This is a genomic window from Ferdinandcohnia salidurans (assembly GCF_042680725.1).
GTDB lineage: Bacteria > Bacillota > Bacilli > Bacillales > Bacillaceae_L > Ferdinandcohnia > Ferdinandcohnia salidurans.
The window spans coordinates 67,226-81,105 of record NZ_JBHUEK010000009.1; the positions used below are offsets into that span (position 1 = coordinate 67,226).

General features: G+C 38.6%; 16 protein-coding genes. All 16 read left to right on the forward strand.

Annotation, left to right across the window (positions count from 1 at the left end; translation table 11 throughout):
* Positions 1–145 precede the first annotated feature (145 nt).
* Entirely contained in the window at positions 146–985 is an 840-nt protein-coding gene (locus ACFSFW_RS07030; protein WP_388036545.1) for an SDR family NAD(P)-dependent oxidoreductase, read from the forward strand.
* A 141-nt stretch (positions 986–1,126) separates the two neighbouring features.
* Entirely contained in the window at positions 1,127–1,954 is an 828-nt protein-coding gene (locus ACFSFW_RS07035) for a BtpA/SgcQ family protein (RefSeq protein WP_388036548.1), read from the forward strand.
* A gap of 81 nt (positions 1,955–2,035) precedes the next feature.
* A complete protein-coding gene (locus ACFSFW_RS07040; RefSeq protein WP_388036551.1) occupies positions 2,036–2,860 on the forward strand; it encodes a BtpA/SgcQ family protein in 825 nt (274 codons plus the stop codon).
* A 153-nt stretch (positions 2,861–3,013) separates the two neighbouring features.
* Positions 3,014–3,988 carry a nucleoside hydrolase gene (locus tag ACFSFW_RS07045; protein ID WP_388036554.1) on the forward strand — a complete coding sequence of 325 codons (975 nt, stop codon included), beginning with the start codon at positions 3,014–3,016 and terminating at the stop codon, positions 3,986–3,988.
* 90 nt (positions 3,989–4,078) lie between these two features.
* Positions 4,079–5,611: an amidohydrolase family protein gene (locus ACFSFW_RS07050; RefSeq protein ID WP_388036556.1), complete on the forward strand. Its 1,533-nt coding sequence runs from the start codon at positions 4,079–4,081 to the stop codon at positions 5,609–5,611.
* A 15-nt stretch (positions 5,612–5,626) separates the two neighbouring features.
* Positions 5,627–6,238: an ECF transporter S component gene (locus tag ACFSFW_RS07055; RefSeq protein ID WP_304212465.1), complete on the forward strand. Its 612-nt coding sequence runs from the start codon at positions 5,627–5,629 to the stop codon at positions 6,236–6,238.
* A gap of 190 nt (positions 6,239–6,428) precedes the next feature.
* On the forward strand, positions 6,429–7,178 hold the full coding sequence (locus ACFSFW_RS07060; protein WP_304212462.1) for an energy-coupling factor transporter transmembrane component T family protein: 750 nt from the start codon (positions 6,429–6,431) through the stop codon (positions 7,176–7,178).
* Positions 7,175–8,038, forward strand: coding sequence for an energy-coupling factor ABC transporter ATP-binding protein (locus ACFSFW_RS07065; RefSeq protein ID WP_388036560.1), 864 nt, complete (start codon positions 7,175–7,177; stop codon positions 8,036–8,038). The genes ACFSFW_RS07060 and ACFSFW_RS07065 overlap by 4 nt, the downstream gene beginning before the upstream one ends.
* Positions 8,035–8,847, forward strand: a complete 813-nt coding sequence (locus ACFSFW_RS07070) for an energy-coupling factor ABC transporter ATP-binding protein (RefSeq protein WP_388036563.1) — start codon at positions 8,035–8,037, stop codon at positions 8,845–8,847. The genes ACFSFW_RS07065 and ACFSFW_RS07070 overlap by 4 nt, the downstream gene beginning before the upstream one ends.
* Before the next feature lie 63 nt (positions 8,848–8,910).
* A complete protein-coding gene (locus ACFSFW_RS07075; RefSeq protein ID WP_388036566.1) occupies positions 8,911–9,579 on the forward strand; it encodes an aspartate/glutamate racemase family protein in 669 nt (222 codons plus the stop codon).
* 77 nt (positions 9,580–9,656) lie between these two features.
* Positions 9,657–10,580: an NAD(P)-dependent oxidoreductase gene (locus ACFSFW_RS07080; RefSeq protein WP_304212449.1), complete on the forward strand. Its 924-nt coding sequence runs from the start codon at positions 9,657–9,659 to the stop codon at positions 10,578–10,580.
* A 52-nt stretch (positions 10,581–10,632) separates the two neighbouring features.
* On the forward strand, positions 10,633–11,868 hold the full coding sequence (gene otnK / locus ACFSFW_RS07085) for a 3-oxo-tetronate kinase (protein ID WP_388036569.1): 1,236 nt from the start codon (positions 10,633–10,635) through the stop codon (positions 11,866–11,868).
* 16 nt (positions 11,869–11,884) lie between these two features.
* On the forward strand, positions 11,885–12,475 hold the full coding sequence (locus ACFSFW_RS07090) for a class II aldolase/adducin family protein (RefSeq protein WP_304212445.1): 591 nt from the start codon (positions 11,885–11,887) through the stop codon (positions 12,473–12,475).
* Positions 12,476–12,514: 39 nt separating this feature from the next.
* The gene (locus ACFSFW_RS07095) at positions 12,515–12,688 is read left to right on the forward strand and encodes a XapX domain-containing protein (protein ID WP_099353743.1); all 174 of its coding nucleotides are present in this window, start codon (positions 12,515–12,517) and stop codon (positions 12,686–12,688) included.
* A gap of 252 nt (positions 12,689–12,940) precedes the next feature.
* The gene (locus ACFSFW_RS07100; RefSeq protein ID WP_388036573.1) at positions 12,941–13,228 is read left to right on the forward strand and encodes a nucleotidyltransferase domain-containing protein; all 288 of its coding nucleotides are present in this window, start codon (positions 12,941–12,943) and stop codon (positions 13,226–13,228) included.
* 99 nt (positions 13,229–13,327) lie between these two features.
* Entirely contained in the window at positions 13,328–13,774 is a 447-nt protein-coding gene (locus ACFSFW_RS07105) for a DUF6376 family protein (RefSeq protein ID WP_388036576.1), read from the forward strand.
* The last annotated feature ends 106 nt before the right edge of the window (positions 13,775–13,880 follow it).

Here is a 13,880-nt window from a genome sequence, read left to right on the forward strand (position 1 = left end):
ATATTGGTGGCCTGTAAATTAGCAGTTTAGCGTTTTATTTAAATTCTGTAGAAATAAAGATGATCGTGTATCAAGTATGTCGTTTATCTTCAGAATTTTACCCAAACGTAATTAATAACTGAAATTAGATGGGGTGTGAAAACAATTGAGTGATAGAAAAAAGCAACGTGTTATAGTGACCGGTGGCTCTAAGGGTCTCGGCCGAGGAATAGCCCTAGCTTTCGCTGAGATTGGTGCGTCGGTAGTCATTGCTGATATTGACGCAGACGCAGGTGAGCGCTGTGTGCAGGAAATCATCGAATCAGGAGGCGAAGGTCTATTCGTATATACGGATGTAGCGTCAAGTGACGATGTAAAGAGACTCTTTGAGGAAGCCCACCAATTCCATGGCGGTATAGATGTGCTCGTTAACAATGCAGGTATTGGTCACGGGCCACTCTCAGAAAGACACTTTCTAAAAACTGACTACGCTATGTGGGAGAACCTAATGAATATCCACGTTAATGGTCTTTACCACTGTAGCCAAATGGCGGCAAAAGCCATGGTTCACCAAGGTGAGGGCGGGGTCATAATCAATATGAGTTCAGGGGGAGCTACACGCGCACATCGAAATCGTGTCGCATACGACGCAACAAAAGGTGCAATAGAGGCGGCTACACGAGCAATGGCTCTTGACCTAGCTCCATGGAAAATCCGAGTGAATGCAGTGATGCCAGGTGCCATTTGGGTTGAAAACCGCACGGCAGTTGGGGAAGAGTCCTCTCCTGACCTTCTCATTCCACTTGGTAGGCTCGGAATGCCTCATGACGTAGGTCAAGGAGTTCGTTTCTTGGCATCACCTGAGGCTTCTTACATTACAGGCCATGTCTTAGCCATTGATGGTGGACTTACATCTCAACTTCGAGCGCCAAGTATGGATGCCGATGTCGCACTCTCTATCGACGAAATCGAATTAGGAATTGCTTCAACAGGGGTCAAAGAATAAATGTATCCCCGTACGACATTCAACTTTAACTACTAGAAGATTCATAGAAATAAACAAATAAATGGATTTCAATGAATATGACCAGAAGTCAACCATGTTAAATTCATGATAAATATAAGAAAAAAATGAGGAGGAATTATTATGAAAACGTCATTTACAAATATTTTCGGAGTAGAAAAACCAGTATTGGGTATGGTTCATTTAGGACCACTACCTGGTTCACCCCTATACGATGGAAATATCGAGCGAGTATTAGAAGCTGCAATCCGTGATGCAAAAAGTTTGGAAAAGGGCGGAGCAAGTTCTGTTATGGTAGAAAACTTTAATGACTACCCATTTTACCCTGAAACAGAGGAACCTGAAACAGTGGCAGCGATGACATTGATTGCTCACGAAATTCGCCGTGAAGTAAAGCTACCAATGGGAATTAATATTCTAAGAAACTCTTGGAAATCTGCGTTAGCAGTTGCGGGAACAGTTGGGGCTGATTTTATAAGACTTAATGTCCTAACAGATGCTTACGTGACCGACCAAGGTCTAATCAATGGTACGGCGCACTTAGTAGCGAGATACCGAAAGTTTCTTGGTTTAGAGAACAAGGTCAAGATATTTGCTGACATTCAAACAAAACATGCGGCTCCATTAGCGGCTCGACCTATAGATGTCTTGGCTCGTGATACGGCCTATCGTGGAATGGCGGACGCTATCATTCTTGCAGGTGAGGAATCAGCTCAACCTCCTTCAATTGAGAATTTAGAGGCAGTTAGGGCTGCAGTTCCTGATGTTCCAATCATTATCGGCAGTGGAATGAAAGTTGAAACTGCTCATTTACTCAAATATGCGGATGGAGCTGTCTTTGGATATGGGGCAAAAATTGACGATATCATGACGAATCCAGTTGACGAGGACAAAACACGTCGATTCTGCGAAGGTGTAGAAAGAGAAAGGACATCTCTATTAGTTAAATAGTAAGAAATTGTTCGAAATTAACAAAGTGTCTATTGCTTCGGTTTAGAATAAAAAATTAAAAATAATGAGGAGGAATTTGTTATGAAATCGTCATTTACAAATATTTTCGGAGTAGAAAAACCAGTATTGGGTATGGTTCATTTAGGACCACTGCCTGGATCACCCCTATATAAAGGGAATATCGATGAAGTATTAGAAGCTGCAATTCGTGATGCGAAAAGTTTGGAAAAGGGCGGAGCAAGCTCTGTTATGGTAGAAAACTTTAATGACTACCCATTTTACCCTGAAACAGAGGAACCTGAAACAGTGGCAGCGATGACAATGATTGCACACGAAATTCGCCGCGAAGTAAAGCTACCAATGGGTATTAATATTTTAAGAAATTCTTGGAAATCTGCGTTAGCAGTGGCAGGAACAGTTGGGGCTGATTTTATTAGACTTAATGTCCTAACAGATGCTTACGTGACCGACCAAGGTCTAATCAATGGTACGGCGCACTTAGTAGCGAGATATCGAAAATTTCTTGGTTTAGAGAATAAAGTCAAGATTTTCGCTGACATTCAAACAAAACATGCGGCTCCATTAGCGGCTCGGCCTATAGATGTTTTGGCTCGTGATACGGCTTATCGTGGGATGGCAGACGCTATCATTCTTGCCGGAGAGGAATCAGCTCAACCTCCTTCAATTGAGAATTTAGAGGCAGTAAGGAATGCAGTCCCTGATGTTCCAATCATTATCGGCAGTGGAATGAAAGTTGAAACTGCTCACTTACTAAAATATGCGGATGGGGCAGTCTTTGGATATGGGGCAAAAATTGATGATATCATGACGAACCCAGTAGATGAGGACAAAACACGTCGCTTTTGCGAAGGTGTAGACAGAGAAAGAAACGCTCAATTGGTTTAGTAGTACGCAATTTTAATAGAAACAGAGTATCGAAGGTTCGGGGCCGATTAGGCCCCTGATACACACCAAAACCTCTTTCCAATGGTGGATTAGTGCTAATGTGTGTCCTCTCGGTATTCTTCTATAAAAAATAGAGAAGGAGGATTAAAAATTATGGTGGAACGAGTAATTATCGACACTGATCCGGGTGTTGACGACCTTGCCGCAATCTATCTTGCGCTCGCGTCTCCGGAGCTACGTGTTGAAGCTTTGACAACAGTGTATGGAAATATTGAGGTGGGAACCGCAACGCATAATGCACTTTCATTACTTGAATTAGCCGGAAGAACTGATATTCCCGTTTACCGCGGAGCTAGCAAACCTCTCATACGTCAACCATACTTCGCCAAGCACATTCACGGCAACAATGGATTTGGTGGCGTAGAGGCCCCGAGCCCTACTGTTTCCGAGGCGAGTGAGTTTGCAGCAATGGAGATTGTAAGGCGCTGTAATGAAGCACCAAATGAAATTACAATTTTAGCGTTGGGGCCAGTAACTAATGTTGCTCTTGCTCTGTCAATAGACCCTAGTCTTGCAGAGAAGGTGAAAAGAATCATTGTTATGGGTGGTGCAGTCCGTGTTGCCGGAAACTATTCCCCTGTAGCGTCCTTTAACCTAGCAAGTGATCCTGAGGCTGCAAGAGTAATGTATGAATCCGGTGCGCCAATCGTTCAGGTAGGTCTTGATGTATGTACAAAGGTGCGAATTTCACAAGAAAATCTTGATCGCATTAGAGTTACGAATACTCGTCCAGGAGCTTTCCTCCTAGAGGCGGCTGAATTCCGACGTAAGGCATACATTGCCGCCAAACAATCTTCAGAAACGGAGACAGGTGTTTATTTTAATGACGTACCAGCAGTTGCCTATGCGCTTTGGCCTGAACTCTTCGAAGTACAGTCGGCTTTTGTTTCGATTGAGACAGCGGGGGAACGTACAGCTGGTCAGACTGTTGTTGAGTTTACGGGACAGTGGGGTCATTCAGAACACAATACCTCGATCCTAATGGATGTTGACGGAGAGAGTGTGGCGAAACGTTTTGCCGAACGTATATCTACTTTAGAAACACAATATGTTGAGCCTTATAAGTAAATTGATCTTAAAATTTTCAAAAAGCAGTCACAAACCTAAATTTTCGTCTTTATTCATTTTATTAGATAAGTTCTTAAAAGGGGTGGCATAATGTCGACTCTCATTAAAAACGCCACAATTATTACGATGGACGATCATGCCAATATCATCCAGGGCAGCATTTTGGTGGAAGATGGCTTCATAAAAGAAGTTATCCCACACGACTTTGGGAGTGAACCAACAATCCAGGTCAATAAAACAATTGATGGGTCTGAAATGATTGTAATGCCTGGTATGACAAATGCACATTATCACTCCTATTCGAATCTATTGAGAGGGACAACTAGCGATTTTCCATTAGAAATATGGTCTCTATATACAACGGCATATGGCTATTCGCTTGATGATGAAGATATATACAATGCGGTGCTTTTAGGTTTAATAGACATGATCAAAAGTGGTGTTACTAGTTGTATTGACCATTTTCCACATATAAAAAGATCAGAAGCAGCACTTAAAGCATATGAGGCTTCATCAATCAGAGTTGGATTTGCACCAATGATGCATGATGTACCAGATCATCATTTTCTTCCAGTTGAGTTACCAATAGAAATGAAGAGGAAACTTGATGAAACGCCACCAATATCAGTCGAAGTAATGAGAGCGTTTTATATATCTCTAATTAACAAGTGGCAAGATAAGAATAATAGAATTCAAATTTTAATAGGTCCAAATGCACCGCAGCGATGTTCGGAGGAAATGCTTGCGTTAAGTAAAGAATTAAGTGATCAACATGGAGCATATGTTCATACTCATCTTTTGGAAACGAGAATTCAAAAGGAAATCGGGGATGCTAAGTTTTCGGGTGGAATAGTAGGCAGACTACAAGAGCAGCAATTGCTCTCAAAACGACTGTCCACTCCCCATTCTATCTGGCTTGAAGATGATGAGCTAAACATTTTAGCGAAGCATGGTGTTTCTCTTGTTCATAATCCGGTTAGTAATATGATGCTTGGAAGTGGGAGAGCAAAAGTCTCATCCTATCTACAAAAAGGGATTAATGTAGCCTTGGGAACAGATTCCTCCAATTGTGGGATCTCTCATAACCTTTTTGAAGCAATGAGGATAGCTGTTATGCATAGTCGACAAGAACAATCTAACTTCAACGAATGGCTAAAACCAATAGATGTGCTTAAAATGGCTACAACTGGCGGAGCATACTTACTAGGTGAAGAGAAAAAGCGAGGGAAAATTAAACAAGGTTATGAAGCGGATCTAGTGCTATTAACCAAACAATCACCTGCTTTGGCAATGAATGCAGATCTCATTTCTCAGCTTGTGTATTACGAGAATGGAAGTTCAATAGAATCGGTAATGGTCAAGGGAGAATGGGTCCTTAAGAATCGTAAAATTACTTCATTTGATGAAGAGGCGGTCCTGCAATCAGTAAAAGAAAAATATGAATCCCTTGTTGAAAAAAGTAGAGCAAGCCTTCAATTGGCGAATGAATATGAACCTTACTTCACTAAAATGTATGAAAAAATTCATCATAACTTGGGTGAGAAGAAAAAAGCTAGTAGTAGATTGGATTCTACTAATGAGCATGGAATTCTTGAAGAAAATAACTCTGTAAAACCCATATAAAAAGGAGGACGAAATATGAAAAGTATAAAAAAAGATTTTACACTTATTGCCATTTTGCTCATTCCCATTGGTGTTGCAGTCAATGTAGTTGCAGGGGAATTGGTTGAATTACTAAAAATTCCTCTCTTCTTAAATCAAATTGGCACGATGATTGTTGCGATGGTAGCTGGTCCTTGGGTTGGTGCAGTAACAGGTGGGGTCTCAAAACTAATATTTGGGATATTCAACCCTACTCAGTTGGCGTTTATGCCGGTTGCTATGGCTTCAGGAATTGTTGTGGGTCTCATGGCAAAAAAGGGGATGACAAAAAATGTTTGGAAGGTTGCTATTACAGGTTTCATTGTAGCAATTGTTGCAATTTTAATTGCGACTCCGACAACGGTTATTGTATTTGGTGGAGCATCTGGAACTGGATCAGATACGATCACTGCCGTACTTTTAGCTTCAGGCAAAGAAATATGGACAGCAGTTATTACTCAAAAGATATTTGTTGAAAGTATTGATAAAATACTTTCGATAATGGTTGCCTATATGATTGTTCGGAAGATGTCAGATCAATATCTATCTAAACAAAACTATGGTCACTTATACATTAATAACAACAATAATAATAAACTTGGAGCTTAAAAGAATTTCATAAGAGCATGGGGTGAAAATGTCTATAAATCTACGGTCATTGCACCACTCACCCCATTATGTCGTGTTTCTACTATCCTTATATATTTTAGGAATATAAGAGGGCTTGAGAGTATTAACCCAATTTTTTGCAATGAATCAGCGAAAAAATGAACATTAATATGAAAGGGGAGATACACATATGAAAAAACTAAGAAGCTTTATTCTAAATCTTTATCCAACTACTAAATTCTTTTTTGCCGTCTTTTTGATGATAACTCCATTACTTTTACCAGGTTATATATATTCATATTTGGCCCCCGTGTTGTGCTTAATTATTGCGATGGTAGCTGGAAAAACAAAACTATATGTAGACATCGTCTTTAAGGGATTGATATCGATTGTTGTTATGATTTTTCTTCTGCAATCATTTTTCTATCCAGGAGATACCATATTATGGTCATGGAGCATATTCTCCATTAAACAAGAAGGAATTGATTTCAGTTTACAACTAACATCCAAAATATTAGCGGTTGGATCAGCAATTGTTTTATTTTTTCAGATTACAAAAATTAATGATTTATCCCGTTCTTTAGAAATATTAGGAGTTTCGCCAAAAGCTACATATGTACTTTCATCCGCACTTAATATTATTCCAGAGATGAGGCTGCATTTATTACGAATTATGGATGCACAAAGAACTCGCGGTGTGGAAACGGAAGGGAATCTAAGTATACGAATGAAAGCATTTATCCCTGCATTAACCCCACTGATATTATCATCATTTTCAAGCACAGATGAGAAAGCTATTACTCTAGAATCTAGGGCTTTTACAGCCCGGACCAAAAAGACAAGTTTACACAAATTAGAAAAAACAAAGAGTGATAATTTAGTAAGGGCAATATTATTGATTGTATTTGTTTCCATTTTAATCTGGAGGTTTTTCTTATGAGTGGAATAGAGATCCGAAATCTATCTTACAAGTACCCTACTGGAAGTGAAAAGGTCTTGCATGATATTAATCTTTCAATAGAAAGCGGAAAGTTTTATGCCTTCATTGGTGTGAATGGCGGGGGAAAGACAACACTTTGTAATGTTATTCGAGGTTTTATTCCACATTTTTTTAAGGGAGATAGAAGCGGAGAAGTGCTGATTGACGGTAAGGATGTTAGTGATTGGGATACAAGTGATCTTGCGCAGAAGGTTGGTTTTGTCTTCCAAAATCCTTTTACCCAAATCTGTGGTGTGAAGGAAACTGTTTTTGATGAGATCGCTTTTGGACTGGAGAATCTAGGGGTTGAAGTTAGCGTTATTAAACAGAAAGTTCAAGACATCATTAGCTTGCTGGGTATTGAGTATATCCAACACAAAAACCCGAATGAGCTATCAGGTGGACAAAAACAGAGAGTGGCCCTTGCATCGATTATCGTTATGGAGCCAGATATTCTCATATTTGATGAACCGACATCACAATTGGATCCACAAGGTACAGAGGAAATATTTAAAACAATCGATATTATGAAGAAAAAAGGAAAAACAATTATATTAGTAGAGCACAAAATCGAATTAATTGCTGAGTATGCAGACTATGTAGTCGTTCTTCAGGATGGACATATTAAGAGACAAGGAAGAACGGAAGATGTGCTTTCTGAAGAAGATACACAGGACTATGGTGTAGGATTAACCCAGTATACACTATTAGATTTACAAATGAGAAAACATAATATGAATACAGAAAGAATTCCTATTACTGAAAGAGACTCCGTTCAAGTGATGAAACAATGGATGGAATTACAAGGGGTGAGATCATGAGCTTTTTAACTTTAAATGACGTTACCTATTGTTATCCAAATGGTTTTAAAGCTGTTGAAAATGTCAGCATGTCTTTTGAAAAAGGCGAATCGGTAGCCATAATTGGACAAAATGGGGCTGGGAAAACAACAACAGTGAAAATGATGAATGGATTAATTAAGCCCACACAAGGTGATGTCATCATAGATGGCTTGAATACAAAAGATTATACTACTGCTCAAATCTCTAAAAAGGTAGGATATGTTTTTCAAAACCCTGATGATCAAATTTTTCATGAAGATGTAAAAAGCGAGATCAGGTTCGGACCTAAAAACCTTGGGTTTTCGGAGCAGAAAATTGAAGAAAACGTAATGAAGGCTGCAGAATTGACAGGAATTGTGCCATTCTTAAATATACATCCGTATAACTTACCTTATTCTCTGAAGAAATTTGTCACGATTGCCTCGGTAATTGCGATGGATACAGACACCATTATCTTAGATGAGCCAACAGCTGGTCAAGACTCATTAGCCATTGAAAGATTAGGGTTCATTATTGATTCATTAGTTCGAGAAGGGAAAACAATTATTACCATTACACATGATATGGAATTTGTCGTTAATAACTTTGAACGTGTCATCGTGATGGCAAATAAAAGAGTAGTTGAGGATAATCATAAGCAAGAAATTTTCTGGAATCTTGGTGTTTTGGAAGAAGCGATGTTAAAACAGCCTCATATCAGTCGATTAAGTAATACATTAAATCTTAATGAAAAAGTATTAGATATAAATCAAATGATAGATGTACTAAAAAAACATCAGGTAAGGTAGAGGTTGCTCAATAGAGTAGACTTTATGAAACACTTTAACTACTAAAAATTGAGGTGAATAGAGATGAAAATTGGTATTATTCATGCAACGTGTAATGCTGTACCACCTTTAAATGCAGCATTCAAACAATTAGCACCAGAAGTAACGGTTTTAAACTTTGTTGATGAAAATATTCAGTACCATGCAAACCAAATTAATGGACTCGATGACAAATTATTTCGAGATTTTGTCAATATGGCAAATAAAGCACAAGAAGCGGGAGTAGATGCGATTATTGTAGCATGCACCGTACTGACCCCTGTAGTGGATACGGTTAAGCCATTCATATCTGTACCTATCTTTGCGGTGGATCGACCGATGTTAGAAAAGGCAGTTACTCATTACGAAAAAATAGGCGTTGTTGCAACGACTGCGCCATCGGGACCAGCAACAAAAGCACAATTAGAGAAGCTTGCCAACGAATTGGGTAAAGAAGTTGTAGTAGATACACAAATTAGTACGCAAGCTATGACAGAATTAAAAGCTGGTAATGAGGAAGAACATAATCATCTTAATCGTCTTGCGGCAGACGAATTGAAAAAAAGAGGATGCGAAGTGATTATTCTTGCTCAGATTACACAGGCATGTGCAGAGTCTGAAACTAGTACATTAGGACTTCCAGTGTTGACAAGTCCGAAAGAAGCAGTAAATGCAGTTATGGGTGCTTTAGAGCGAGAAGAAGTAAATAGTTAGTGAGTACGAACTTATGCAATACCATCCGAGTTTCATCATAGAACTGCAAAAACTTCAAGTAAAAGGAGAGATTTTCAATGAAAGTAAGTTTTATAGGATTAGGCGTAATGGGTACAGGAATGGCATTTAATCTTGCAAAAGGTGAAAAAGAAGGTGAGTATGATTATCTAGTGTGTGATGCAAATCCAAATGCATTAGAGCAATTCAAGGCTCAAGAGATTAAAACCACAACGAATGTGATGGATACAGCAGATAGTGATTATGTATTTCTCTGTCTACCAGACTTAGAGATTGTAAAAAGTGTTGTATTAGGCGAAAACGGCTTATTAAAATATATGGAACCAGGTCAGAAGATTGTTGACTTTAGCACGATTAGTTATTTAGGAGCCATCGAAATTGCAGAAACCTGTAAAGAGAACGGAATTGAATATATGGATTGTCCTATTTCTGGACATCCGAGAACAACTGTAGATGGAACGCTTAGTATCATGTGTGGTGGTAACGAAGAATTATTTAACAAAATAAAACCTATGCTTGATCGTATGGGAAAACAAATTCTCTATATGGGTGAAATCGGGGCAGGACAACTGACGAAAATGATTAATAACTGTGTATTAAATATTTGTTGTGCTAGCTTTAGTGAACTATTACCTGTTGGTGTAAAGCTTGGTTTAGACCCGGAAAAACTTGGTGACGTTTTAATGACGGCAACAGGATCAAGTTTTGCTTCAAAAACATTGATCCCTAAAATATTAGAAGGAAATTTTGAACATAGTTTTTCACTAGAGAGAGCATATAAGGATATGGAAAGTATGAACGAAGTATTAATGAAATACCAAATTCCACTACCAACCTTGAGTGGAACCATGCAAACATATCAACTTGCATTACAAAACGGACACGGTGATTACTACAAGCATGCAATGATTCGTTACTTTGAAGATATGTTGGGCGTGGAAGTACGTAAAAAGAATATTGAAGAGGCACAATTGGTTAAATAACAGTCATGATTAGAAAAATCATCTTGGAATAAATAAAAAGGGGTGAATCTAAATGCGGTTTGGAGTTATTGCAGATGATTTTACCGGAGGAAGTGATATCGCTTCCTTTTTTGTAAAAGGTGGACTGAGTACGGTTTTATACAATGGAGTACCAAAAGGGGAGGAGGCTCCCCAGGCAGAGGTCTGTGTCATAGCGTTAAAAACACGTACTCAAGAGCGTAATGAAGCTGTCAAAGATTCACTCGAGGCGATAGGCTGGTTAAAAGAGCAAGGTGCACAACAGTTTTATATAAAATATTGCTCCACATTTGATTCTACACCTGAGGGTAATATTGGACCTATTTGTGATTCTGTAATGGAAGAGCTAGGAGTTCCTTATACGATTCTTTGTCCTGCACTTCCCGTAAATGGACGTACTGTAAAAGAAGGATGTTTATATGTAAATGGAGTTCCATTGCATAAGAGTCCGATGAAGGATCATCCGCTTACACCAATGTGGGATTGTGATCTAGTTCGTTTAATGGATGCACAAAGCAGATTTCCAAGTGTGAAAATGTCAGATGCTTTATACAAGGAAGAAGTAGATGAACTAATTACAAGAATAACAACACAAAGTCCTCATTCACATTTTTATATCGTGCCAGATTACGAGATAGAAGAAGATGCGGAAAAGCTGGTTCAGTTATTTGGAGGACTCAAACTTATAACTGGTGGTAGTGGCCTTGCATACCCATTGGCGAAAATGTATAAGGAAAATGCGAAAGCGGATGGATTTGAACGATCTAATTCACCAGCGTTACTATTAGCGGGAAGTTGCAGTGAAGTGACTCGAAGCCAGATTGTTGAATATCAAAAATCAGGTGGTAAAACCTATTTTTTGGATCCACTTAAATTGATTTCAGGTGAAGAAACGGTCGAGAAGATTTGGAATGTGATTTCTAAAAACAAAGAAGAATCAATCTTAGTATATAGCAGCGATACACCTGAGAATGTGAAACGGATTCAGCAACAAGGCAAAGAAGATGTTGCTGGGAAATTAGAAAAGGCAACTGCAGATTTAGCAGAACTTGCTGTTCAAGCTGGGTTTCATAGAATCATTGTTGCAGGTGGAGAAACGAGTGGAGCTGTAGCAAAAAGGCTTGGGTATAATGGATACCATATTGGAGATAGTATCGCGCCTGGAGTACCCATCATGATACCAATAGAAGATAATCGAATTCGAATGGTGTTTAAAAGTGGAAACTTTGGAAAATCTGATTTTTTCCTTCAAGCCTTATTTTTAACATAAGAGAGAAGTGGTAAAAATGGATCAAACATTAGATAAGAAGATTGAAGATGCTATTTGGGTTGCCAAAAGTCTCTTTCAGCGGGGTAAAGCAAGTGGAAGTGTTGCGAATCTAAGCTTTCTACATGAAGATAAAATTTATGTGACTGCGACCGGAACATGCTTTGGAACTCTGAAACCAGAAGAGTTTGCTGTTATGGACTTGGATGGAATTCAATATGATGAAATAAAACCAAGCAAGGAATGGCCGTTACATTTGTCCGTATACAAAGCTAAACCAGATACTGGAGCAGTTCTTCATGTGCATAGCACTTATAGTGTGCTTTGGAGTTGTCTACCTGATCTAAATGAATCAGATTGTATGCCGGATCATACTCCATATTTGAAAATGAAATTGGGAACTGTGGGCTTAATTCCATATGAAAAACCCGGCAGTCAAGAATTGTTTAACGTATTTGAAAAACGCGTAAATGCTAGTGATGGCTGGCTGTTGAGCCATCACGGCCCGGTTGTACCAGGTAAAGATATCATGGAAGCATTTTTTGCATTAGAAGAATTAGAGGAAAGTGCGCACATTGCTTGGGAGCTTCAAAAACTTAATACAGAGTGACTAAAAAATTTTGTCACACTTTAGAAGAAGGTGAAGATAATGTTGCATATTATATTAGCTGTTTTTGCTGGTTTACTGATTGGTTTTTTATTTGGACTGACGAAACTTCCGATTCCAGCACCACCAACTTTATCTGGTATTGGAGGAATTCTAGGTATTTATTTAGGATATAAAATCTATTTATCTATCTTACCTGTAATAACAAAGTTATAAGCAAAAAGACCTTGTCGGATGTTCCGCAAGGTCTTTTTCCATTAAATTGCATGATGATGATTCCCCGAACAACTATTGTAAAGAAGAAAATTTGGATAATGACAGTCACCCATAATGACATTCTTTTAAATATTGGGACACACGGTTAATACTAAAGGTGTATACATTATTTAAAAGAAGAATAGAGGTGTCATTCTGGGTACTGTTGAGGTGTACGGGTTAAGTCAATATTCCAAGGGTGAACTAACATCAATGATCATGTCTCATATTGACGAGACACTTGCTGATTTTGATATTGAAGTGAAAAAGATTGCCATTATCGGGAGTCGTCTATACAGTAATGTTCATGAAGAAAGTGATTTAGATATTGTCATCGAATACAGTGGAACTGAACGAGAAGACGATGTTTTTCATAATCTTATGGAGGAGCCTTTTTATATCGACCATATCAAAGTTGATTTCTTACCGTATTGGGATTTGAATGGTGAGGGAATTGGGAATCGCAAGCATATTGTTCTTTTTGAAGATTCATTTCAATAGTATAATTGAAGGTTGAATACAAGGGGTCAGTAAGAACATTGAAACCTTTCTTGTTTTGTATCGTATATAAAGTATGCTTACAAAACAGGAGGGGATATAGTGAAGAAACGATTTTTAGTTTTTTCTTTAATTGGGTTACTATTTCTTGGGGCTTGTTCCGTCCTTGAGGATGTTAATAATACATTAACGTATGTGAATGAGGCAACGGATTATGTCAATGAAGTAAGTACATTTGTTAACGAGGCTCCCAGCCTAGCAGAACAGGCTGTTACCGATGAACAAGCAAGAGCGGATCTTGAAACGATGTTAACTGAAATGCAGGAAGACATGAATTCATTTAACGCGCTTCAACCACCAGGAGTCGCAGAGGACCTTCATCAGCAAATAGTTGATTATAACCAACAGGCAGAAGAAGGCGTTAATTTGTATCTTGATAATATCGAGAATGGACAATTTGACCCAGCTCTTCTTGAAAATAGTGAGTTATTCCAAACGTTGCAGAACGTAACAAAAACAATTGATCAGATCCAACAATTAGGTAATTAAACATAAACAGGCGCAGCTCTTTTAATAGAGGTAGCGCCTGTTTTTATTAGTCTTTTTAAACCACACGCTCTGCGTGTGTGCAAACGAAACTTATAGAGTCGTACCA